23 protein-coding genes are annotated in these 24323 nt (G+C 36.3%); 15 read left to right on the forward strand and 8 right to left on the reverse strand.

The genetic code is table 11. From position 1 onward, the window contains the following. Nucleotides 1-63 precede the first annotated feature (63 nt). From gcvH to IEX65_RS10445, 8 genes are all read left to right on the forward strand, one after another. Nucleotides 64-441: a glycine cleavage system protein GcvH gene (gcvH, locus tag IEX65_RS10410; RefSeq protein WP_188765999.1), complete on the forward strand. Its 378-nt coding sequence runs from the start codon at nucleotides 64-66 to the stop codon at nucleotides 439-441. 136 nt (nucleotides 442-577) lie between these two features. Beyond that, nucleotides 578-1867 (forward strand): dihydroorotase, encoded by a 1290-nt coding sequence (locus tag IEX65_RS10415; protein ID WP_188766000.1) that lies wholly within the window; start codon nucleotides 578-580, stop codon nucleotides 1865-1867. Between the two features lie 6 nt (nucleotides 1868-1873). Continuing rightward, nucleotides 1874-2419 carry a DUF4199 domain-containing protein gene (locus IEX65_RS10420; RefSeq protein WP_188766001.1) on the forward strand — a complete coding sequence of 182 codons (546 nt, stop codon included), beginning with the start codon at nucleotides 1874-1876 and terminating at the stop codon, nucleotides 2417-2419. Between the two features lie 48 nt (nucleotides 2420-2467). Further along, nucleotides 2468-2983, forward strand: coding sequence for a DUF4199 domain-containing protein (locus IEX65_RS10425; RefSeq protein ID WP_188766002.1), 516 nt, complete (start codon nucleotides 2468-2470; stop codon nucleotides 2981-2983). Nucleotides 2984-3036: 53 nt separating this feature from the next. Continuing rightward, nucleotides 3037-3759, forward strand: coding sequence for a gliding motility-associated ABC transporter permease subunit GldF (gene gldF / locus IEX65_RS10430; protein ID WP_188766003.1), 723 nt, complete (start codon nucleotides 3037-3039; stop codon nucleotides 3757-3759). A 94-nt stretch (nucleotides 3760-3853) separates the two neighbouring features. Then, on the forward strand, nucleotides 3854-4642 hold the full coding sequence (locus IEX65_RS10435; protein WP_188766004.1) for a PhzF family protein: 789 nt from the start codon (nucleotides 3854-3856) through the stop codon (nucleotides 4640-4642). Between the two features lie 261 nt (nucleotides 4643-4903). Then, complete coding sequence (gene queA, locus IEX65_RS10440; RefSeq protein ID WP_188766005.1) at nucleotides 4904-5956, forward strand: tRNA preQ1(34) S-adenosylmethionine ribosyltransferase-isomerase QueA; 1053 nt, start codon at nucleotides 4904-4906, stop codon at nucleotides 5954-5956. 50 nt (nucleotides 5957-6006) lie between these two features. Further along, nucleotides 6007-6741 (forward strand): 2-C-methyl-D-erythritol 4-phosphate cytidylyltransferase, encoded by a 735-nt coding sequence (locus tag IEX65_RS10445; protein ID WP_188766006.1) that lies wholly within the window; start codon nucleotides 6007-6009, stop codon nucleotides 6739-6741. A gap of 1 nt (nucleotide 6742) precedes the next feature. On the opposite strand, the gene IEX65_RS10450 is transcribed toward IEX65_RS10445, so the two are convergent. The 3 genes from IEX65_RS10450 to IEX65_RS10460 form a co-directional block, all read right to left on the reverse strand. Continuing rightward, nucleotides 6743-7543 carry a hypothetical protein gene (locus IEX65_RS10450; RefSeq protein WP_188766007.1) on the reverse strand — a complete coding sequence of 267 codons (801 nt, stop codon included), beginning with the start codon at nucleotides 7541-7543 and terminating at the stop codon, nucleotides 6743-6745. A gap of 125 nt (nucleotides 7544-7668) precedes the next feature. Next, nucleotides 7669-9300, reverse strand: a complete 1632-nt coding sequence (locus IEX65_RS10455; RefSeq protein ID WP_188766008.1) for a flavin monoamine oxidase family protein — start codon at nucleotides 9298-9300, stop codon at nucleotides 7669-7671. 87 nt (nucleotides 9301-9387) lie between these two features. Then, nucleotides 9388-10104, reverse strand: a complete 717-nt coding sequence (locus tag IEX65_RS10460; RefSeq protein WP_188766009.1) for an SDR family NAD(P)-dependent oxidoreductase — start codon at nucleotides 10102-10104, stop codon at nucleotides 9388-9390. Nucleotides 10105-10223: 119 nt separating this feature from the next. On the opposite strand from IEX65_RS10460, the gene meaB reads away from it, so the two are divergent. The 4 genes from meaB to IEX65_RS10480 all read left to right on the forward strand — a co-directional run bounded on the left by meaB (nucleotide 10224) and on the right by IEX65_RS10480 (nucleotide 15983). After that, nucleotides 10224-11219 carry a methylmalonyl Co-A mutase-associated GTPase MeaB gene (gene meaB, locus IEX65_RS10465; protein ID WP_188766010.1) on the forward strand — a complete coding sequence of 332 codons (996 nt, stop codon included), beginning with the start codon at nucleotides 10224-10226 and terminating at the stop codon, nucleotides 11217-11219. A gap of 231 nt (nucleotides 11220-11450) precedes the next feature. Then, a complete protein-coding gene (locus IEX65_RS10470) occupies nucleotides 11451-13700 on the forward strand; it encodes an efflux RND transporter permease subunit (RefSeq protein ID WP_229250623.1) in 2250 nt (749 codons plus the stop codon). After that, nucleotides 13701-14114, forward strand: a complete 414-nt coding sequence (gene ybeY / locus IEX65_RS10475) for an rRNA maturation RNase YbeY (protein ID WP_188766012.1) — start codon at nucleotides 13701-13703, stop codon at nucleotides 14112-14114. 627 nt (nucleotides 14115-14741) lie between these two features. Continuing rightward, on the forward strand, nucleotides 14742-15983 hold the full coding sequence (locus IEX65_RS10480; protein WP_188766013.1) for a C1 family peptidase: 1242 nt from the start codon (nucleotides 14742-14744) through the stop codon (nucleotides 15981-15983). A 73-nt stretch (nucleotides 15984-16056) separates the two neighbouring features. Here the strand turns inward: IEX65_RS10480 and IEX65_RS10485 are convergent, their stop codons facing one another. Together IEX65_RS10485 and IEX65_RS10490 are read right to left on the reverse strand one after the other, a co-directional pair. Beyond that, nucleotides 16057-17421, reverse strand: coding sequence for a glycoside hydrolase family 140 protein (locus IEX65_RS10485; protein ID WP_188766014.1), 1365 nt, complete (start codon nucleotides 17419-17421; stop codon nucleotides 16057-16059). An 83-nt stretch (nucleotides 17422-17504) separates the two neighbouring features. Then, nucleotides 17505-18440: a 2-hydroxyacid dehydrogenase gene (locus tag IEX65_RS10490; RefSeq protein WP_188766015.1), complete on the reverse strand. Its 936-nt coding sequence runs from the start codon at nucleotides 18438-18440 to the stop codon at nucleotides 17505-17507. A 153-nt stretch (nucleotides 18441-18593) separates the two neighbouring features. Here IEX65_RS10490 and pdxA point away from each other — a divergent pair, with 153 nt between their 5' ends. After that, the gene (gene pdxA / locus IEX65_RS10495; RefSeq protein ID WP_188766016.1) at nucleotides 18594-19673 is read left to right on the forward strand and encodes a 4-hydroxythreonine-4-phosphate dehydrogenase PdxA; all 1080 of its coding nucleotides are present in this window, start codon (nucleotides 18594-18596) and stop codon (nucleotides 19671-19673) included. Nucleotides 19674-19776: 103 nt separating this feature from the next. Here the strand turns inward: pdxA and IEX65_RS10500 are convergent, their stop codons facing one another. Then, nucleotides 19777-20610, reverse strand: coding sequence for a tyrosine-type recombinase/integrase (locus tag IEX65_RS10500; RefSeq protein WP_188766017.1), 834 nt, complete (start codon nucleotides 20608-20610; stop codon nucleotides 19777-19779). Nucleotides 20611-20754: 144 nt separating this feature from the next. On the opposite strand from IEX65_RS10500, the gene IEX65_RS10505 reads away from it, so the two are divergent. Beyond that, complete coding sequence (locus IEX65_RS10505; protein ID WP_188766018.1) at nucleotides 20755-22131, forward strand: high affinity choline transporter 1; 1377 nt, start codon at nucleotides 20755-20757, stop codon at nucleotides 22129-22131. A gap of 3 nt (nucleotides 22132-22134) precedes the next feature. After that, nucleotides 22135-22554: a DUF1801 domain-containing protein gene (locus tag IEX65_RS10510; protein WP_188766019.1), complete on the forward strand. Its 420-nt coding sequence runs from the start codon at nucleotides 22135-22137 to the stop codon at nucleotides 22552-22554. Here the strand turns inward: IEX65_RS10510 and IEX65_RS10515 are convergent. Both IEX65_RS10515 and IEX65_RS10520 read right to left on the reverse strand, forming a co-directional pair. Next, complete coding sequence (locus IEX65_RS10515) at nucleotides 22549-23763, reverse strand: BaiN/RdsA family NAD(P)/FAD-dependent oxidoreductase (RefSeq protein ID WP_188766020.1); 1215 nt, start codon at nucleotides 23761-23763, stop codon at nucleotides 22549-22551. The two genes, IEX65_RS10510 and IEX65_RS10515, sit on opposite strands and share 6 nt — an antisense overlap. Before the next feature lie 3 nt (nucleotides 23764-23766). Further along, nucleotides 23767-24261, reverse strand: coding sequence for a hypothetical protein (locus tag IEX65_RS10520; RefSeq protein WP_188766021.1), 495 nt, complete (start codon nucleotides 24259-24261; stop codon nucleotides 23767-23769). Between the last annotated feature and the right edge of the window lie 62 nt (nucleotides 24262-24323).

A 24323-nucleotide genomic window follows, 5' to 3' on the forward strand; every position in this document is an offset into this window, starting at 1 on the left:
CATTTTTTCTGTTTTCCAACATTTGCTGTAACTTGCAGCCAAATTTTAAAACTTTCATCAATAATGAATTTTCCTGCTGACTTACGCTACACAAGCGAACACGAATGGTTAAGAATTACCGAAGGAAACATTGCGGTAATCGGAGTTACTGATTTTGCTCAAAGCGAATTAGGTGACATCGTATTTGTAGAAATCGAAACGGTTGGACAAACATTGGCCGCTAACGAAATTTTTGGTACGGTAGAAGCAGTAAAAACTGTTTCTGATTTGTTTTTACCAGTAGCTGGAAAAATCCTTGAGGTTAACCCAGCACTTGCGAGTAATCCAGAGCTTGTAAATAACGACCCTTATGGAGAAGGCTGGATGGTAAAAGTTGAAGTTGATGACCTTGCAGCAGTAGAGGCTTTGATGGATTCAGCAGCTTATCAAAATATTATCTAAGCTATGAATCGTCATTTCATATAATATTACCTTAAATGCCCTCATTAGGGCATTTTTTTTGATTTTTGAATCAAGATTATAGATTTAAGTTTAATAATCCGACATTCGAGCAATCGTCTGAAAGTCAAATTAAAAAATGAAAATTTTATTAAAGTCAGTAAAAATTATTGATAATTCCTCCGAGCTAAACGGACAAACAAAAGATATTCTGGTTGAAAACGGCAAAATTCAAAAAATATCCGACAACATAGAAACCACTGCCGAGCAAGTGATTAGCGGCAAGAATCTATGTGTTTCGGCAGGATGGATTGATATGAGAGTTTCGCCCAAAGACCCTGGTTACGAATCGAAAGAGGATTTGAATACTCTTTCGTTAGCGGCAATGGCGGGTGGCTTTACTGAAATCGTTACTTTACCAAATACCAAACCTGTTGTTCAGACCAAAGAAGCGATAGTTTACGTTAAAAACTTTGCTCAATCGCAACTAATTAATATTTATCCAACTGGGGCAGTTACTAAAAATTGTGAAGGAAAAGATTTTACTGAAATGCTTGATTTACACCAAGCTGGTGCGGTGGCTTTCACAGATGGCGACCATACTCTTTGGAATGCCGATATTTTATTAAAAACTTTACAGTACCTCGCTCCTATTGATGCTTTGTTGATGAACCGTCCTGAAGAGCCTTCGATGACGATTTTTGGACAAATGCACGAAGGCATTGAAAGCACGCTACTCGGCATGAAAGGAATTCCGTCAACTGCCGAAGAATTGATGTTGATGCGAGATTTAAAATTGTTGGAATATTATTTAGGTCAGAATTCGACCCCAAAATCTAATAGTTGTTTACACTTTTCAACCATTTCAACAAAAGCAGGTGTTGAATTGATTCGTGAAGCAAAACAAAAAGGACTACCAGTTAGCTGTGACATTTCGACTCACCAATTAGCATTTACTGATGTAGATTTGAGAGATTTCGACACCAACTTAAAAGTTAATCCTCCATTCAGAAGTCAAGAAGACATTGAGGCTTTACAAGCTGGACTTTTAGACGGAACAATTGATGTTTTAGTTTCTGACCATAACCCACAAGATGAAGAATCAAAAAACCTTGAGTTTGATATGGCAGATTTTGGTGTTATCGGTCTCGAAACTGCCTTTGCAGTATCTAATACTTACTCAAAACTCTCGGTAGAACAGATTATTACAAAATTAACCACTGCCCCACGTAAGTTATTACGCTTAGAAAACGTTTCCATAAAAGAAGGAAATGAGGCAAATTTAAGCATTTTCGACCCGACTATTGAATGGGTCTATGAAACGAAAATGATTCAATCAAAATCAAAAAATTCGCCATTTATTGGTAAAACCCTAAAAGGAAAAGCCAAAGCAGTAATCAATAAAGGCAAAATTTATATCAACAAATAATCAAAGATGCTTAAAAGTAAAATATTAAGATATGCGTTTACGTATGGAGCTATTGCAGCCGCAGTTTGCATAGGAGTTGCTCTCATTCAATATTATGGTTTAGAAAAAAGTCCATTTGGACGCTACAAATTACCCGCATTTGGTGTAAATATTATTTTTGTAATTGTTGCTACATGGGTTTATCGTGCCAATAATTTGGGAATATTGAGCTTTACAGAAGGTTTTTCGGTTGGTTTCATGACCAATTTGGTGGCAGCCATCATCACTGGCATTGTGTTTTTCTTATTCGTACAGTTTATTGATAAACCTTACGGACACAACCACGCCATAATGCTGTGGGTTCAAGAAAATATCAAAGGCATCGAAAAAATCAAAGCTAACCATATCAAAGATTTTGGTATAAAAGAATACGAACTGTTGTTGAATCAGGCCAAAGAAATACCGTCGGCAGGTTATGTTTTATTAGATGAAATTGTAAAAAAACAACTTTGTATCGTTGGAATTACAATTGTTTCTGTAATATTTAGACGTCATACTTTCACTATTTCATAGAAATTTCGTTAAATTTACTCATCAATAACCTAACTCTAAACAAAAAAAATGGAAAAACCATCAACCGCTCGCATTGCACTTAAATGGGGATTAATTAGTGCAATCTTTATTATTATCTATACAGTAGGTCTGTATATTACTGGTCATTTTAAAACCCCAGCATTATCTTGGATACCATTTCTTTTACTTCTTTTTGGTATCGTGATGTCACTCAGAGAATTTAAGTTAATAAACAATAACTTTATGGGTTTCAGCGAAGGATTGGGTTTGGGTACGCTTATGAGTGCTGTTTGTGGTTTAATTGCTGCGATTTTTAATTATATCTACATCACATTTATTGATACTACCATCATTCAACAAATGCGTGAAATGCAAGTTGAACAACTGGAGCAACAAGGACTTTCTTCTGAACAAATTGACCAAGCAATGGAAATTGCAACCCGATTTGCTACTCCTGGCCTTACTTTTTTGTTTGCAGTCATTGGATATATACTCTTTGGCTTTGTTTTTTCGTTAGTTGTTTCAGCTATTATTAAGAATAGTAAACCAGAGTTGGACTTTTAATCTGAGAGACCTCTCTAATTTTTCAATCGTTTTCGTAAATTTTCAATTTAAAGATGCTTGCAATATTTCGGAAAGAATTAAATAGTTTCCTCAATTCATTGGTTGCCTATATCGTAATTGGTGTTTTTTTAGTAATTGTTGGCCTATTTACATGGTTTTTCGACTCAAACGTACTCGATTACGGCTATGCAGACCTCAATAATTTCTTTCAGTTAACTCCTTTTATTTTTGTATTTCTGATTCCAGCCATTACGATGCGTTCGTTATCAGAAGAATATAAAAGCGGAACTATCGAATTATTATTCACCAAACCTTTAAGTGAGTGGCAAATTATTATTGGTAAATTTTTGGCTATTTTCTTACTGATTTTCGTGGCGTTACTGCCTACCCTACTTTACTATTATTCAGTTTATCAATTAGGTAATCCTAAAGGAAATATTGATTCGGCGGCAGTTAGTGGCTCTTATGTTGGCTTACTTTTGCTTGGGGCAACTTTTGCAAGTATTGGTCTATGGGCTTCATCAATAACTGATAATCAGATAGTTGCATTTGTGATTGGTGCAGTTCTTTGTTATGTTTTTTATGATGGAATTCAACAACTTGCCAATGTTTTTAGTGGCACAACTCAATTCTATATTTCTTTTTTAAGTCTTGGCTACCATTATGAAGCACTCGGCAGAGGTTTAATTGATTCTCGAAATATAATCTATCTATTAAGCGTGATTTTCTTGATGCTCTTCTTGACTAAGCAAAATCTGGTATCTAAAAAGAACTGATTTTTTATTTAGCTAAATAACAGATAATTAGAAGATTGCTTCGCTGTGGACTTATTGACCAAAACATTCATCAATAAAATATAAAATCAATAAAATGCAATTACCTATTTATCAAGTAGATGCTTTCACCGACAAGTTATTTGGAGGAAATCCTGCGGCGGTAATTCCCTTAAAATCGTGGTTAGCCGATGATTTAATGCAACGCATTGCTCTCGAAAATAACCTTTCAGAAACTGCCTTTTTTGTACCCAATGCCGATGGCTTCGAGATTCGCTGGTTCACTCCTACTGTTGAAGTAAATTTATGTGGCCACGCCACATTAGCAACAGCCTTTGTTATTTTCAATGTGTTGAAGTACCCTAAAGATATAATTTTGTTTAGTTCAAAAAGTGGAATTTTGAAAGTACGTAAAGCTGATAAATGGCTTGAACTTGACTTTCCACTGCAAGAGACTTTCATTTCGGATGCCCCAGAAGGATTGATTGAGAACATTGGTAAAAAACCAAAAGAAATTTACAGAGCAGCCGATGATTATATGTTGGTGTATGGTACTCAAAAAGAAATCGAAAAATTAAAACCCGATTTTAGTGCATTGAAAAACATAAAAGCTCGTGGCATAATCGTTACAGCAAAAGCAAAATCAAAGAAAATAGATTTTGTTTCTCGCTTCTTCGGACCAGGTTCTGGTATTGACGAAGACCCCGTAACTGGTTCAGCACACACTAAATTAGTGCCATATTGGTCTAAAATCTTCAATAAAACAGAATTAACGGCCGAGCAAATATCAAGTCGAAAAGGCTATTTGAAATGCACTCTCGTCAATGACCGAGTATTGATGGCAGGAAAAGGCAAACTTTACCTCAAAGGAAAAATTAGCATCTAATATAGTTTAAAAATCAAGTTTTGAGACACCGAAAATTCGGTGTCTCATTTTTTTATCAAATATTTTGATAATTATCATAAAACATTTATATTAAAACACTTGACACCCCCTATTCCGATTTCGTACCTTTGCAGCCTTAAATACTTAGGTTAAGCAATTTTTCTTCGCCTAAATTTCTTCATGTCAGATAACAATCACCCCAATACATGAACGAAATCTAACAATTTCTCTGTAAAAATCAGAGTTGGGAATACAATAACAATGAAACTTTCAGAATTTAAACTTGACCTCCCGCATAGTCTTATTGCCATGCACCCTTACGAACAACGTGATAGTAGTCGTATGATTGTGGTGAATCGCAAAACCAAAAAAATCGAACATAAGATGTTTAAAGACATCGTTGATTATTTTGGCGAAAACGATACAATGGTTGTAAACAATACTAAAGTATTTCCTGCACGTTTGTATGGTTCAAAAGAAAAAACAGGTGCAAAAATCGAAGTTTTCTTGCTTCGTGAATTAAACCGTGAAATGCGTTTGTGGGATGTGTTGGTTGACCCTGCTCGTAAGATTCGTGTAGGTAATAAACTTTATTTCGGTGATAGTGATTTAGTAGCCGAAGTAATTGACAACACAACTTCTCGTGGTCGTACAATCAGATTTTTATTTGATGGTTCACACGAAGAAATGATGAAAACGATTCACGAATTGGGCGAAACTCCTCTTCCGATTGACATCATTAAGCGTCCTGTAACAGAAGAAGACCGTGAGCGTTATCAGACAATCTTTGCTGAAAACGAAGGAGCAGTAGCCGCACCAACGGCCGGTATGCACTTTACTCGCAATGTTCAACGCCGTATGGAGTTAAAAGGAACAAATTTCTGTCCTATCACGCTTCATATTGGTATCGGTACATTCCGCCAAGTTGATGTAGAAGACCTTACTAAACACAAAACTGACTCTGAAAATTTCTTCATTCCAGAAGCTACTTGTGATATCGTAAACAATTCGATTGACAAAGAAGGAAGAATCTGTGCGATTGGTACAACGGCAATGAAAGCCATCGAATCATCGGTTTCGGCAAGCAATCATTTGAAGCCAGTAAATAATGGATGGACAGATAAATTTATCTTCCCTCCTTTCGATTTCAAAATCACTAATGCTCTACTTACTAACTTACACTTGCCTGAGTCAATTTTATTGATGACAGCTTGTGCATTTGGTGGACATGAGCTTATCATGCACGCCTACAACGAAGCCATCAAAGAAAAATACAAATTCTTTACTTATGGCGATGTAATGTTAATTATCTAACCCCCCCGCCGACCCATCGGACTGCCCTAAAGGGGAGCTAAAATAAAGAAATGAATAATAAAGAAATAAGCTCCCCTTTAGGGGCGGACACCGTTGTGGCTGGGGGTATCTATGCAATTATTGTGGCAGGTGGTAGTGGTAGCCGAATGAAAAGTGAAATTCCAAAGCAATTTCTACCACTCAAAGGTAAGCCTATTTTAATTCACACAGTAGAAAAATTCCTGCAAGTACCTGATATTCAAGTCATTGTTGTTCTTCCCAAAAATGATATTGAGTATTGGAATGAAATTACTGCGACTAACGAAGTTATCCAATCTCACAAAAACGCTATCAAAATCACGGTTGGCGGAGCTTCTCGATTTCAATCGGTAAAAAATGGATTAGGCACCATAGAAACTGATGGGCTCGTAGCAGTTCACGATGGTGTTCGACCACTCATAAATCTTGAAATAATTCAAAACTCTTTTCAAGTAGCCGCCGAAAAAGGTAGTGCCGTAACCAGTGTTTGGGTCAAAGATTCAGTGAGACAATTTGATAACAACGGCGAAAACTCTACCGCACTTGACCGCACAAAACTGAAGTTAGTTCAAACTCCACAAACCTTCCAAATCAGTTTGATGAAGAGGGCTTTTGAAGTAGAAGAACAAACTTTTTTTACAGATTGTGCGAGTGTTTTAGAATTTGCGGGCGAAAAAATCACGCTAATTGATGGTGCTTACGAAAACATCAAAATTACTACTCCAGAAGACATGTTAGTTGCCGAGGCTTTTCTGGCTCGTCGATAAATTACTCACAATTATATTCAAATTTCGATTTGCTCGTCACGGTTTTTCCTTGATTTTCCAAAATGATATTCATAGTTACTGGGAAACCTTGTTCGTTATAAGATGTTTCTCTTGCAGTACGAATATCAGGCACTTCCTTGAATTCTAAATTTTGAATCGAATAAAACTTTGTACCTACGATATTATTGCTACCAAAAGGGATGAAACTATAAAGCGGGCGTAGCAACCAATAAAGCTGAATATCGGGAATGCCTTCAAAAAAATTACGTTTATCATCAAAATTATGCTCATTGATGGTAGCTAAGCTTCCAAAATCAGCCCTTGTGATTCTGAATGGATTTCCATTGGCATCATATTCAATCGTGCGATTTGGCCCGATTAGATTTAAACTTACAACGGCAGTAGGTCGATTTTTTTCGTCATACTCAAATATAATTTCGTTTGACTGCACATTGTTTGTAAGCTGAGTTGCTTTTTCAGCATTGCCCTTCGCATTATATGCAATATTAAAAAGTATTATTCTTGTAAGATTTGATTCATCTCTAATTCGAGAGATTCTCCCTAATTCGTTATACTCAAAAAAGATTCTTTGACGGGCAGTTGTATCAGTACCATTTCGGAGGTCGTAGCTATAAATTTTATCAATTCTATTATTTTTTAATGAAATCAAATCATGATGAATAAGATTGGTAGAAGGAGTTTCGGTAACAAATTTAGCTAAACGACAAATTGGCTGTTGCTCCGTTTTCTGACATGACCAAAAACACAAACAAAAAATAATTAAGTAAACATTTGTTTTCATAGGTAGGGTGATATTTTATATTAAAACAAATAAAGTTCGTCATTGTTAACGACAGAAACAAAGTAAATTTTGTTGTGTTAATTACAATGACGAACTTTAATAGTAAAATGCTGTATTTAAGCACTTTAAGCCATGTTCATATCCTTTAATATGGCACGAGCGGCCACTTTGCCAGTATTTGCTCCACCGTTCATGTATCCCTGAAAATCAAAACTGCAATGTTCTCCTGCAAAATATAAATTTCCTACTGGCTCAATTTCTGCCCCACCAATGGTTGTCCATTGCCCGACCTTGTATGCCGCGTAGCTACCAAGCGTAAATGGGTGACTTGGCCAATGGAATCTGACAGCATTACCGTTGTATTTTGCGGTACTACCCGGAAATATCTGGTTTAGCTTTGGCAAATAAGCCGCTGCTTGACTTTGAGCCGAACCATTACCAACATTTACCCCCGCACTTCCGCCGAAATAAAATGTGTATCCGCCAGCTGTGCCTCCTTGTAGTTGGCTATTATCCCAACCCGATTGAACGCCGTTGTCGCTGAATACGTATCCAGAATAACCTAAGCCTCGCCACTTTCGCTCCGTAAAACCCAACATTAGTTTGGCATTCGTTCCATATCCTAACTGATTGATAGATTTACGTTTAACTGCAGGAAGATTCAAATCAATATCAACTTGGCGTAGTTTGGTGAATGGAATGGTCATCAAAACATAATCTGCTTTGACGGTCTGAGCAACTCCTTTGAATTTTAATTCATATTTACCATTATCCTTACTTATTTTAGTAAGTTCCATATTTTTTTCAATCTGACTTCCGTATAAGTCAGTTAATCTATCAGTAATTTGCTGATTTCCTCCCGCAATTTTGTAACGTTCGTCACTGACTCCAAAAATCTCAAAGGTTGTTCCACCTTTAGTATTGGGCGAAATTAAGTAAAGCATATTGATACATGACTGTTGCTGAGGAGCAAGACCATACTCAGTCTCATAAGCAATCTCTAAAAGTTCCTTTAACCAACCCGTGCAGTTGATAGAATTTAAGTAAGCCGTTATCGATAAGTTATCTAAACGCTCGTCATCGGCCGAAAAACTACTGTAACTAATCACATCTGATAAGCTATTTATATCACGGCGAAGGTCGGCAGAGATGGTACGAAAAGCATCAATAACATCTTGAAGTGGAATTAATTGGCCATTGAAATAATAAGCGTCTTTGATGAGAGCAGTCTCAGATGGTGCTTGAGTATCTAACAACGTAAGGCCAAATTCAGCTGCTAAATTGAGCATATCTTTATGCCCTGAGTCAATAAATTCACCACCTAACTCAGTTGTAAGGCCATTAGCCATGATATTTTTGGCGGTGTACATTCTTCCACCAGTACGATTCGAGGCTTCGTAAATGGTAAAATTAGTGAAGCCTCGTTTTGTAAAAATATGTGCCGCATGCAAGCCTGTAATACCTCCACCAACAATGGCAACACTTGGTTGAGTAGTTGTTGCTTTGCTGAATAAAGTATTTTCGGCTGAATCTGCATTAGGTGTTGGGTCATCAGCTTTGCAGGCTTCTAACAAACCTACCGCACTGCTAAACATAGCAAATTTTCCTGCATCACTCAAAAACTTTCTGCGTTGCAAGAACTTTTCACGTTCAATTTCGATAACAGTTTGTGATGATAAGTTTTCAATGTTAGCTTTTTCGGCCAAACTAAAGGCTTGTTGTAAAAAAGAGAGTAAAGATGTTTTTGTAGTTTTCATTGTTTTGTTTTAGGGGGTTATTATAAGAACTTGAGGTTGAAAAATTATAAAATTAAAATATGCTGCTATTTTATGAAATATTCATTTCTAAAAAACTTTAGCCAGTATTGATTCGGGCAGAATTTTCAACAAGAATGCTATAATCTGATAACGTTTCGTTATGTATGCAACTTTCTTTTTTGCAGCAATTGCTTCAATAATCTGCCTTGCCGCTTTCTCTGAAGTTGCCACCCAAAACATTCCTTTATTCTGTTTTGTCATTGGCGTATCTACATAGCCAGGACGAATATCAGTAACATAAACTTTTGGATTGTATTTAGCCGAACGCATTCTTAAACCAGACATATAATTTGCCATAAATGCTTTAGTGGCGTGATATTCGGGCGAATAGGCACTTCCTGTCAGGGAGGCCAAAGACGAAACACCAACCAAATGTCCACCCCCTTTTTGAACAAAATATTTATATGACCATTGAGCCAAAGCAGTAAAACCACGAGCATTAATATCCACAGTATTCATTTCCTGCTCGTAAGTTGCTTTCTGGAACCCAACTCCTGCATTGATTATCACCAAATCAATACCATTGAGTATTTTTTCAGCCTCATCCATTTTGGCACGTGCTTCATCGGTTTTAGCAACATCCATTTCCAAAACTGATATTTTAGTAGTTGGGAAAGCTTTTTGAATTTCTTCGAGAAGAGCTATTCGACGCCCTGTAATTACCATTTCATGGCCTTGAGCAGCATATAACTCAGCGACTGAACGCCCAATTCCAGTTGTTGCACCAATAAGTACGATTTTCATTCTTTCAAATATTAAGTTTCTACGAAAAACTGGGTAAAATAAAAGGTAAAGGAATTCTATTTTGTTTAATATCTTTGTTTTTCAAATGTAGTAAAATCAAATCAATATTAATATTATTTATGCAAAAACGTCTGACTGCTGAGGAATATATCAACGGAATAATTGCTGGCAATAGAATCATCTTGAGTCGAGCTATTACATTGATAGAAAGCCAGTTAGAAAACGACAGAGCCATTGCACAAAAAGTATTGGAAGGTATTTTACCACATACGGGCGGAGCAGTCAGAATTGGAATAACAGGAGTGCCTGGTGTTGGTAAAAGTACATTTATTGAAGCCTTTGGTAAGCATATTACTTCACTTGATAAAAAAATTGCAGTGCTGGCCATCGACCCTACAAGCCAACGAACAAAAGGTAGTATTATGGGTGATAAAACCCGTATGGAGGAGTTGGCTCATGATTCTTTGGCCTATATTCGACCTTCACCGTCGGGTAGTACACTGGGCGGAGTAGCCAACAAAACTCGTGAAACAATGCTGCTATGCGAAGCTGCGGGTTTTGAGGTAATTATAATCGAAACGGTTGGTGTTGGGCAGTCAGAGACCGTCGTAAAAGGCATGGTTGATTTCTTTTTGTTATTAATGCTTTCAGGAGCAGGCGACGAACTACAAGGTATTAAACGTGGAATTATGGAAATGGCCGATGCAATAGCCATTACAAAAGCTGACGGAGATAATAATCAGAAAGCTAAAAACGCCCGTATGGAATATGTACACGCATTGCACCTTTTTCCACCTACTCCCAATAATTGGTATCCTCCTGTGCTAACTTGTTCAGCATTAGAAAAAAGTGGATTAACTGAGATTTGGCAAGTAATTTCAGATTTTAAGGTACAAATGCTTCAAAATGGTTTTTGGAAGAAAAACCGTCAAGAGCAAAGCCTCAATTGGATGCACGATTATATCAAACAATACCTCGAAAATCAGTTTTTTAATGATAATGTGGTTAAAAACAACTTAGAATCAGTTTCAAGCCAAGTGCTTTCGGAAGCTATTTTGCCGATTCAAGGAGCAAATATCCTTCTGGATAGCTATTTTAAATCTTTACATCATTAAATTTTTGCTTGGCCGATTTCTTCGCTACCTACAATTCCCCACAATTTACTTAGACAATACTTAAAAAATAAGTAATTTTGCACTTTATAGCCTCCTTATAAAGATTCCTTGAAAATTTCCGACTACTGAAAAACCGTATTTATGTTCTGGTACAATCTTTCAAAAATTATTTTAAAAAATCGCAAAACATGGTTATTTGTCTTGCTTATTACGACCCTTTTTATGGGTTTTATGGCATCAAAGATTACTATGTCTTACGAATTGGCGAGAATTCTTCCCAAGAGTGACGAGAATTTCAAGATTTATGAAGATTTCAAAAAACGCTTTGGTGAAGACGGTAACGTTATGGTTATCGCTATTGAATCTGATAAAATTTATCAACTCGAAACCTTCAATCAATGGTATGATTTAAGCAAAAAAATTAAAAATATTGAAGGTATCAAGAATGTTTTATCTAATGCAAACCTCTTTGGTATTGAAAAAGATAGCATCGAAAAGAAGTTTAACTTCCCTCCTTTGGTGTCGAAACGTCCGTCAACTCAAGCCGAAGTTGATACACTAAAAGCAAAAATCGACCGATTACCATTTTATAAAGGTGTCATTTACAGTCAAGAAGGAAACGCCCACCTAATGGCTGTAACTTTCGACCAAGCGAAGCTTAATAGCAAAGGGAGAATTACGATTTCGAGAGAGATTGAAGCAGCGGCAAGAGCATTTGGCGAAAAAAATAATATTGAAGTACACTTTTCGGGAATGCCATTTATCCGAACAAATTTCATTTCGAAAGTTTCGGCTGAAATGACAAAATTCCTCGGGCTGGCATTTTTGGTTACGATTGGTATTCTTTATCTTTTTTTCCGTTCGTTCCGTACTGTACTTTTCACCGCTCTTTTAGTATTGATTTCGGTTGTTTGGTCGGTTGGCTACATTGTTTTATTTGGGTATAAAATCACTATTCTTACTGGCCTTATTCCTCCACTGATTATCGTCATTGGTATTCCAAACACCATTTTCTTGGTCAATAAATTTCAAGAAGAATACCTCAAACACAACGATAAAATGCGTGCATTGGCCGTTGCGATTGAGAAAATCGGTAAAACTACTTTCTTAGCCAACGTAACCACTTCCATTGGATTTTTTGTATTTTATTTTACGGGAAGCCCTTTATTATTAGAATTCGGGTTGGTTGCAGCTATTTGTATCATGTCAACGTGGGCAATATCATTGATTTTAGTGCCAATCTTATTTAGTTATTCGGCTGCTCCAAGTGCTAAAAGTGTTCGCCACCTCGACAACAAAACCATTACTCAATTTTTGAGTTTTGTCAATCGTATTGTTCATACTCGCCGAACGGCATTATATACTTTTATCGGGATTTTGGTAGTGATTTTTGGAATCGGAATGTTCCGTTTGAAAGCAATCGGATATATCGTTGATGATTTACCTCAAAATGACCCCATTTATGCTGATTTGAAATTTATCGAAAAGCATTTTCACGGCATCGTACCGTTTGAGGTCGTGATTGATACTAAAAAAGAAAATGGCGTATTGAACCCGCAAGTATTGAATAAAATCAAGGTTATGCAACGTGAATTTGCAAAATACGATGATTTTACAAATCCAATTTCGTTGGTTGAAGCAATCAAACTCGTTTATCAAGGATATCGTGGTGGAGACCCTAAATATTTCCAACTTCCTGGGGCTTTAGAACTCCAAAAACTGGCCGAATACGTTGGCACAGTGAAGGGTAAAGAAAACTTAGCCACTCCATTTATTGATAGTACCAAGCAATATACTCGTGTTAGTTTTCAGTGTGGTGATGCTGGTACAGTTAGAATTAGGCAATTAGTATCGACCTTACAGCCTAAAATTGACACCATCTTCAATTATGATAAAGAAGCAAAGCAATGGCTTCCGAAAGAAGAACAAATTGAAGCCAAAATTACGGGTAATGGTGTAGTGTTTATGAAAGGTAACGACTATTTACTTCAAAATTTGGTTGAAAGTACAGCTTGGGCTATCCTACTGGTTTGCGTTGTGATGGCTACCCAGTTTTTTGATGTTAGAATGATTCTGATTTCAACGATTCCAAGTATTTTGCCTTTAATAATTACTGCAGGAGTTATGGGGTACTTTGGTATTCCGCTCAAACCTACTACTACACTTGTATTTAGTATTGCATTTGGTATTTCATCTGATGGTACGATTTATTTCCTCACCAAATTTAAAGATGAAATGAAAAACCATAATCGGACAGTTTCCGAAGCCATCACCGAAACAATCATGTACACTGGTATTAGTATGTTCTACACAGCCATTATACTTTTCTTTGGATTCGGTATTTTTGCGGCATCAAATTTTAAAGGTACAATCTATCTTGGCACATTGGTTTCTGTTACACTTTTGATGGGAATGATTGCTAACTTGATACTTTTACCTGCTTTTTTAATGACACTCGAAAAAAAGAAAAACAAGGCATAAATGATAAATTTTCATTCTGAATCCATTGATTTTAAGGTAAAGAATCCAATTAAAACCAAACGTTGGTTAAAGTCAGTTATCGAAGCTGAAGGTTTTGAATTATCAGACATCAACTATGTTTTTTGTGATGACGAATACCTGCATAAGATAAATGTTGAGTATCTCGACCACGATACTTTGACAGATATTATTACGTTTGATAACTCAGAAGAAGAAGAATTGATTGAAGGTGATATTTTTGTGAGTGTAGAGCGAATTACTGATAATGCCAAAGATTTTAAAACTACTTTCGACCACGAGTTTAGACGTGTTGTAGTTCATGGAGTTTTGCATCTTTGTGGTTATTATGATAAAACTGATGAGGACGAAAAATTGATGAGAGCCAAAGAAGACCATTACATTAATCTTTGGTAAATCATCGACGAAGTATAAGAAAAAAGGGCAGAAGATTCTGCCCTTTTTTGCTTTTGTTGCTATTGAGTGAAATAAAATTTTATTGAATATATATTCTATATCAGATTGCGATGTTTAGATAAGTGTTTCATAATACACTTCTAACATACTAACAGAAATAACCATGCCAAAGTATTTATAATCAACACTATACGAGGCCTTAACCAAAAATAACACCTCAAATAACACCTTATTTTTGGTTATTTTTCAGTATAAAATTCTCATTTTTTGAGTAAAATTATTTATTTGTATCCGTTTAATAAGTTTTTATTTTTGAAAAAAAAAACGAACAATTTAAGGTTAAATAACAAAACATCAAATGCTCTAACACCTGCTTTTTCAAAAGTGTAGCATCTTACACACACGAATGGTTCAACTATTTTTCTGAATATATTTGTGATATAATTCCCACTACAAAACTTGCTTTTCAGATAGCCCCAATTCTATCCTAAGGCATTTAACACTCTTCAATTTTTTGGAATCAAAGTCAGCCAACAAACTTTTAAAGTTGAAATATCATTAGTATTTAAGAATTTTATATTTTTGAAAAAAATTGACACCTAATTACTTAAAAACTTAAAAAAAGCCATGGAAAACCGAATTGGTGGTTATCGTGCGGGAGCTATACCCGCAAATGTAAACAGAAAAGAATCAGGGAAATTTGACAAATTACCTTCTAAAGTAGATTTAAGAGAACACCTCACTGAAGTAGAAATGCAAGTAGGTAACAGTTGTGTTGCTAATGCCTTTGCAGGAGCTTACGAATATTTAGCGAAAAGAAATAATGGAGATTCGGCCGACGTAAGCCGCTTATATATTTACTACAACGCACGTTATCTGGAAGATGCACAAAATCAAGACTGTGGTTCTATCATGTATAAGGCTATTGAGGGTTTAAAAGAATATGGTGCTTGCTCCGAAGAACTATGGCCCAATGATGAAACAATGATTCTTGATGAACCTGACCAGTCGGCTTATGACCACGGTTCTAATTTCAAAATCGTTGATGCTGAATATATCGAAACCAAACTCGATTTATGGAAACAAACGCTTGCTGAAGGGTATCCAATTTCGTTTTGCTTGAATACATTTGAGTCGTTTGATAGTGCCTGTAAAAATAAAGGCCGTGTACCGATGCCAAAACCATCAGATAATGTCCGTGAAACACACGGCTGGCACGCAATGCTATGTGTAGGCTACTCCGACCCAGATAACGTGTTTATTGTGCGAAATTCATGGGGAAAAGACTGGGGCGACAGAGGTTACTGCTATATTCCTTATGACTATATGATGAACAAGGAATTTAACGGACATGATTCTTGGATAATTAAGTCTGTTGAAAACCTTGATTTCAGTGAAGGAGTTTGGGATGATTCTGAAGAATCGAACTTTGCTGTTGATGGAATGATTTACGTAACTGATTTTTGGATTGAAACCGAAGATACGGAGGAATTTGCCACAAAATTAGAAGAACTTTGTATGGAATACGTCGAAAGCGAAGAAGATTTCTATTTCGACTATGAAGCCCAAGAAGAAGATGGAGTAGAATATACTTACATTAATAATTTTGAAATTCTAACCGAAAATCCCGATGACTTTATTGCGGATTTAGAAACTCTTTGCGAAGAATATGCGATAGAAGAAAATTATAGCTTTACTTACGGAGACAGCGAAGAGGAGGACGAGGACGATGAAGAGGAAGACGATGAAGAGGAAGACGAAGAAGAAGAAGACGAAGAAGACGAAGAAGAAGAAGACGAAGAAGAAGAAGAAGAAGAAGAAGAAGAAGAAGAAGAGGAAGAAGAAAGTAGTAGAAAAAAACGCCGTTAGGAATCTGTCGATTTAAAAATTGGCCACATCTAATCAAATTTTATATTTCGATTAGATGTGGCCAAAAAATTTATTACGGCTTTGGATATTTTTTAGAAATATCATCTAAAACTAAAACCCAATCTTGTCCATATCCATTTGTAGGTGGCGTAAATTGAGTTTTACCTTTGTTTGAAAAGAATCCAATTTCTTTGACTTGCCCATTTTTGGGATTAAACCAATAGCCAATTAACTGACTACCAGATACTTTCTCCATATTTACAGTAAAACTCTTGCCTATTGCCGAATAAACAAAAGCATAGTCATTGCCACGTGTGGCCTGAATACGCTCGTATGCCGAATTATTACTTTCTACAATCAATGATTGGTCGGGGATTCGGTCTAAGATTGGCCTTGACTCAATCAATCGTTTTAAATGTTTAATTTGATTTGCCGCAGGTAAGTCAAGTGCTTTTTTCCAGAAAATATGTGGGCCATTGACAGGAGCAGCGGTCGAGCGATACATCTGCCAAATGTCATGGCAGCCATAAGTAAAACCAAAGGCACCAGCAAAAACATCCAAATAAATAGCTTTTCTTACATCGTAAGCATTAGTTGTACCTAAATCATTGGCATTGAAACACACTGGGTGGTCTTCATAAATTGGCTCTCCATCAACAACAGGTTTTGTATTAGGACGCTCATACGAACCTGCTATACGGTTATACACATCATTGTCACGGCAATGCCCTGTTTGAAACATATTGAAATCAAACCAATCATCGTTATGAAACCACTCACTCGCACCTTCTTTGTTAGGTTGCGGATGAAAAGTAATTAAAACTTTATCGTTGCCACCGTAAGCCTCTGCAACGCCACTGGCCATTGCTCGCCAAATAGCCAAATCTTCTGAGCCAGCACGAGGATTTCTGTCTCCACCCAAAATCCAAATAATATTTTTTCGGTTTTTATATCTATCAGCAATCCATTTACCATAGATTTTAGCGTTTTCAGCATCAAAAATTTCTGGCCCATTACCCCATCGGTCTTTAAATACCTTATCTCCCCATGTGGGCAGAAGACCAATAGTAAGACCTACTTCTGCGGCTTTGTCAATAATAAAATCAACGTGCTTAAAATATGCTTCGTTGGGTTTCGTAGGGTCATTATTTATCAGAGGCTTGTCGCCATAAGCATTTGGAGAGTTTAAGCCATCTAATTCAGCTAATGCAACAGCTTGAATAATTGTGAATCCTTGCTCGGCTCTTTTATTTAGATAATAAGTAGCAGAATCTCGGTCAAGGGCATGAAAAAGTTCCCAAGCTGTATCACCAACCCAAACAAACGGTTTATTTTCTTTCAGAATAAATCTTTTATTTGAGCTTACCGTAAAACTCTGAGCAGTAAGATTAAAAATGACAGAGCATAAGAATAGTACCGAGTAAAGTAGTTTTTTCATTGTAGTCGTTGAAATAGATAGAATTATTGATGTTCGTAGCCACAAATTACCAATTATTTTCTATTTCATAACACGCAACTTTCTCATATTAAGCTCGCTATTTTCTCAACCAATACTTCATTAATCTTCACATAAGACTCAAACGTCCATCCTGCAATATGCGGAGTGAGAATAACACGCTCCGACGAACTTAGATTTTCAAAATCAGCTTGTTGTTCTGTTGAAAGTTTTTGTAACTTTTCATTTTCTAAAACATCCAAACAAGCCCCTTTGATTTTCCCAGTTTCGAGATTCTCCACTACCGCACGCAAAGACACAATTTCACCACGGGCTGCATTTATCAAAATTATATCATTTTTGAAGCTTGATAAAAATTCAGCATTCACCAATTTATTGGTTTCATTTGTCAGCGGAATATGAAGGCTTACAATATCAGCTTGTTCAAAAATCATTTCCATAGAAGCCTCCGAAACAAACTCATCCGAGAAGTTAGATTTGTATTTATCATAGGCCAAAACCTTACACCCAAAAGCTTTAAATCGTTTTGCCGTTTCTTTACCATTATTTCCGTAGCCAATTAAACCGACAGTTTTTCCCATCAATTCATAGCCTCTGTTTTTTTCTCGTTGCCAAATTCCATTTCTAACCTCACGGTCGGCAATTAAAATATTGTTCATCAAACAAAGTACCATTCCAAGTACGTGTTCGGCAACTGCTACACGGTTTCCTTCGTTAGCAGCAAAAATTGCTATATTTTTTGACTCTACGTATGCAATATCAATCAAATCGAGTCCCGCTCCTGCCCTTCCAATAAACTTTAATTGCTTAGCGTTCGTCAATAATTCGGCATCAACAAAAGTTTTACTTCTAATAATTAAACCATCATAATTACCAATTTTCTCAATAATTTCGCTTCTCGTAATTTTCGGTTGATAGTCTGTTTTATAGCCAATTTTTTCGAGCATAGGCATCAAACTCGGGTGCATTTCGTCGGCTATTAACACCAAACCTTTATTCATAACGTTGTTTGTATTCACAGGACTTTTTTTATAATATGATTGTCAGTAACTTGCAGCAAAATTAAGGTTCAGTATTGGATAGACATAGTTTTGTATTATTTTTTGTAAAAAATAATCTTGTTTGTCCTAAAATCTTTTAAATTCTGTCGAAAAGTGAGCGAAATTCAAAAACCAATTATTGGTATAAGCATCGGTGACTTCAATGGTATTGGCCCTGAAGTTATCATAAAAGCAGTCGGTGGCAATCGACTAAATAAAATTTGTACTCCTGTAATTTATGGTTCTGGTAAAGTAATTAACCGTTATCGCCAGTTAATGGATGTAAAAGATTGGCAATTCTTTACTATCCATAAGGTTGAGCAAATCAATCATAAGCAAGTAAATGTAATTAATTGCATGAGCGACCAATCGCTTGAAGTACAACCAGGCTTAGTTACTCAAGATGCTGGAAAATTAGCGTTTGAATCATTAAAAAGAGCGGTTGAAGACCTAAAAGCTGGAAAAATAGACGCCTTAGTCACGGCTCCGATAAACAAACATAATATCCAAAGTGATGATTTCAAGTTTCCAGGGCATACTGAGTTTTTAGCAGATGCTTTTGGTGTGAAAAATAAGGAACTGATGTTTATGGTAAGCGAAGACCTCAAAATAGGTGTTGCTACTGCCCACGTACCATTAGAGCAAGTAAAGAAAAATATAAGTAAAGAACTAATAATCACCAAATTAGACCAAATAAAATCTTCTTTGATTCGTGATTTCGGGAAACAAAAACCTAAGATTGCAGTACTTGGTTTAAATCCACACGCTGGCGAAAATGGTCTTTTAGGAAATGAAGAAAAAGAGATAATTGAACCAGCGATTATTGAGTATAAGAAAAAAGGAAATTTGGTATTTGGGCCATTCCCTGCCGACGGCTTCTTTGGTACTGCCGCTTGGAAAAATTATGATGCAGTTTTGGCCATGTACCACGACCAAGGCTTAATGCCATTTAAGATGGTAGCTTTTGAAAATGGTGTAAACTTTACGGCAGGTTTGCCCAAAGTACGCACATCGCCTGACCACGGTACAGCCTACGATATTGCAGGAAAAAACATTGCAGACGAATCTTCAATGTTGAATGCCATCTATATGGCCATTGATATTGCCAAAAATCGCCAAGAATTGGCCGATTTAGAAGCAGGCTCAATGAAAAAGAAAACAATTGTGCTGAAAGAAGCCAGCATGGAAGACTGATTGGGGTTCAGAATTCTGAGCGGTCCGCCGCTGTGGTTTAGAGTTCTGAGTTAGTTACATCATTGACATAACTAACTCAGAACTTAGCACTCAAAATTCAGAACTATACATCAAGGTCTTCAAATGGGCTGCGTATATTTACGAGTTCTACTTGAGCAATTTGGTTATAAATTGCCGTAGTTTGTAAGTATTTATGTCCTAATATTTCTTGTAGTAAATGTATATCCATTCCTCGTTCTAAACAATGCACGGCATAACTATGTCGTAGTGTATGCACCGAAGCATCTTTTTCAATTTTTGATTTACTCATTGCTTGTTGGAAAACCAACTGTACACTCCTTGGACTATACGTTTTCCCATTTTCTCCTCCAAAAAGCAAGTCTTGAGGGTTATATTTCTCAATGTAGGCTTTCAAAATTGGTACTAATTTTTTCGGAAGCATCAAAGTTCTGCCCTTTTCGGATTTTGAAGGAGATACTATGATTTCTTTCTTATCAAAATCAACATCCGAAATTTTCATGTTCAATACATCACTCAGTTTCAGACCTGCTGCATAAATAATAGACATCAAAGCTTTATGCTTTAAATTATCTAAAACCGAAATAATTTTAGCAACTTCTTTTTCGGTTAAAATTTCGGGTAAGCTATCACTTTTCGACTCTCCATTAGCTTTGATACCTAATTTTCGATTGAAAATAACTTCATAAAATAGTTTAATTGCTTTTCCTGCTTGTAATGAAGCATCCAAACTACTTCCTTTTTTTTCACCAAGGTCAACTAAATAAGCGGCAATCAGTTCTTCGGTAATTTTACTCTGTGGTAAATCTCGAAAATGATTATAAAACACAAAGATAGCATTTCGATAAGCGGCTATCGTTTGTGAATTGTACTTGCCTTTTCTTAAAATCTCTGTAAATCGTTCAATAAGGTGGGTCACAGCTGCGTAATAAATTAAAATTTGGGTTTCTATTGCGAAAAATATAAATAATGACTGTAATATAAAAGCAAAGTCACATTGAATTGCATTTTTTTTATGATTTTTGCATAAAACTAAGAACAAATCAAATAATTTGCCAATTAAATGCTGATTAGCTTCATAATTCTTTATCTTTTGCTCACAATTTTTGTTGGTTGGTATGCTTCAAAATTTGTGAAGACCGCCAACGACTTTGCTATCGCCGGCCGACGAATGCCTACATACGTAGTAGCATCTGGTTTGTTTGCAACTTGGTTTGGCTCTGAAACAGTCATGGGAGCAAGTTCTGAATTTGTAGAACACGGGCTTTTGGGTGTTATCGAAGACCCTTTTGGTGCAGCTCTGTGTTTGCTGCTTATCGGTATGTTCTTTGCACGGCCGCTCTATAAATTAAATATTCTTACATTCAGCGATTATTTTAGTATCAGATACGATAAAAAAGTAGAATGGATTTCAGCCATTTTTATGATTCCATCTTATTTTAGTTGGATTGCAGCTCAATTGGTCGCTTTGGCTATCGTCTTACAATCAATTGCCGATGTACCGTTTGTTTGGGGAATTGCTATTTGTGCATCTGTTGTGCTTTTTTATACTTATGTAGGTGGAATGTGGTCAGTTGCCATAACAGATACCATTCAGACGGCCATTATTATTATTGGTATGTTGGTTTTAATGCTCGAACTCATTGGAGAAGTGGGCGGAATCAAACAAATAGTAGCCAAAACATCCCCCGATTTTTTCAGATTTACCCCAAAAGAAAATTCTCTTACAAGTTGGATAACATATTTTGCAGCATGGATAACTATCGGTTGGGGTTCAATCCCACAACAAGATGTTTTTCAACGAACACTTTCGGCAAAGTCTGAAAAAGTTGCCGTACAAAGTGCATATTGGTCAGCTTTGATGTACCTAACCGTTGCCTCGATGCCGCTTATCATTGCTCTTTGCGGAACAATCTTGTACTCAGACCTCAAGCAAGGCGATTCTCAAATGCTTATTCCAATTTTAGTTTTAAAGCACTCGGGAGTTGGAATGCAAATTATATTTTTTGGGGCTTTATTATCAGCAATTTTGAGTACTTGCAGTGGAGCTATTTTAGCTCCTGCTACGGTATTGGGTGAAAATTTAATCAAACCGATTTACGGAGAAAAAGTTAGTGATAAAAAATTACTCCATATCATGCGATTATCTGTAATCGGTATCACTTTGATTGGTGTAGCACTATCGCTCTACAAATCTGAAATTTACGAATTAGTAGGCGAATCATCGGCTTTGAGTCTCGTAGCCTTATTTGTACCTTTAGTGGCTGGGCTTTACTGGAAAAAAGCAAACGCACTCGGTGCAATTCTTTCAATGACTTTGGGAACTTGCGTTTGGACATTCTTTGAGTTCTACGAAACCGAAATTCCATCAATGATTTGGGGCCTATTGGCAAGCACCGGCGGTATGATTATTGGTTCATTTATAACAAAACACGACTAACCAATGAATAAATACATTTCCATAGAAAATTTTATTGAAAGTCAAGAACCCTTGATTGCAACATTAATGTCTCAACTGAGGGTTACAATCCTCAATGCTCACCCTAAAATGATAGAGCGTTTTATGTTTAATACTGCTATGTTTGGGGTAAAAAATGAGTTTTGTTATTTTGTTGTATTGAAGAAAAATGCTGGTATTGAAGTTGGGTTTCATCGTGGCTTTCAGATGTCGAATGAGCAAGGCTTATTAGAATCGAAAAAACGCAAATTTATTCACGGAGTTACATTTAGAGATTTAGAAGATTTTAAAAAGAAAGAGGCTTCTTTTAAGGAAATCCTTCAAGAAGCCATTATTCTCGATGATATTAATGAAAAATCTATTTTCTCTGAAATTCTGCAAGCTGGACGCAAGAAAAAATCATAGATTTTGGGCCGCAATCCAACCGCCAGTCCAAGCTGCTTGAAAATTAAAACCTCCAGTGATGGCATCAATATTTAGCACTTCACCAGCCATAAATAAAGTTGGATATTGCTTCAAACTATACGTTTCAAAATCTACTTCTGATAAATCTACCCCGCCTGCGGTAACGAATTCTTCTTTGAAGGTGCTTTTACCATTCACTTCAAACGTACAGGCAGTAAGTTGTTCAACCAATCTTTGGATATGTTTTTTACCAGTTTCAGCCCATTTCTGAAACTCTCCAATCTGAGCAGCATTGCACAGATTTTTCCATAATCTAATCGGCAAGCCAAACTCGGCATTAGCCATTACGTTCTTTTTCTGCTGTGTATTAATTTGATTGTGCAGATAATTACGCACCGCCTCAATATTTTTATCACCCAGCCAATTTACTTTAATCGAAAACTTGTATGCTGAGGCATTCAATTCTCTTGCTGCCCACGCTGATAATTTCAAAATTCCCGGCCCCGAAAGCCCCCAATGTGTAATTAACGTTGGGCCATTGCTTTCAAACTGTGTTTTTTGTATATTAATAATGGCGTTTGGTACCGAAAGGCCCATTAAATCAGCAAGTTTTTCGTCTTTTATATTAAATGTAAAAAGCGATGGAACTGGCTCAACAATTTTTATTTTTAGTTTTTCCAGTAAAATCCAAACAGCCGTGTCGCTTCCCGTGGCAATCATTAATTTTTTAGTATATAAAATTCTATCTCCAGCTACACGAAGTTTCCAGTTTGAATGCTCATTTGGCATATAATCAAAATACTCAACTCTCGAATTGGTCAGTATTTCAATATTATTTAGGCGAGCAGCACCGAGTAAACAATCAATTATCGACTGTGAAGAATCGCTTACTGGAAACATTCTTCCATCTGCTTCTTTTTTTATCTTTATCCCTCTACTCTCAAACCATTCAATCGTGTTGGTGGGGTTAAATCTTTTGAAAGGCTCAAGTAATTCATTTTCGCCACGTGGATAAAACTTTACCAGTTTTTCGGGTTCAAAACAGGCGTGCGTAACATTACAACGCCCTCCCCCCGATACTTTAACTTTCTGCAAAACATCTCTCCCACGCTCTAAAATTGCTATTTTTAAGCCTTTCTTCTTTTCTGCGGCATTAATTGCAGCAAAAAATCCAGCGGCACCTCCACCAACAACGATTATATCATACATACTTTACTTCAAATATTTTTCTTCAAAGTAAACCTTTTTTTCTCGTAAAACAGTCACTAAACTTTCGATTTCTTTTGGTACTTTTCCAAACTCAAAAGTCACTTTGTGTTTTGAATCGCCTTTCATAATTTCTACCCATTCGGCACCACCATCAGCACAATCTGGGCAACCAAATATTTCATTAAGTTTTTTAAATGATTCATAATCAATACTTTTAATAAGCGAATTTTGTAAAGTTGCATCAAGCGATTCTTTAAATGTTTTTGGTGTTCCGCCAGTTGCACCTCTACCTTCAGTGTAGAAAACTGTAAAACTGACTTCGCCATTTAGTAAATTCATTTCTTTCCGACACGGACCAACACACATCCCGAAACTTGTGCCATAATTGACTACGTAATCGTTCATAGTCGCCTGACTATCAACCGAATTGCTCTCTTTTTCACAATTTGTAAGGAATAATGTGGAAAGAATCATCACTAAAACAAGTTGCATTTTCATAATTTAATCAGATTTTTGTGAATTATTATTTAGCTATAAGATTCAGATTTTATAAAAAAGGT

Source organism: Emticicia aquatilis, from assembly GCF_014644295.1.
In the GTDB taxonomy this organism is placed as follows: domain Bacteria; phylum Bacteroidota; class Bacteroidia; order Cytophagales; family Spirosomataceae; genus Emticicia; species Emticicia aquatilis.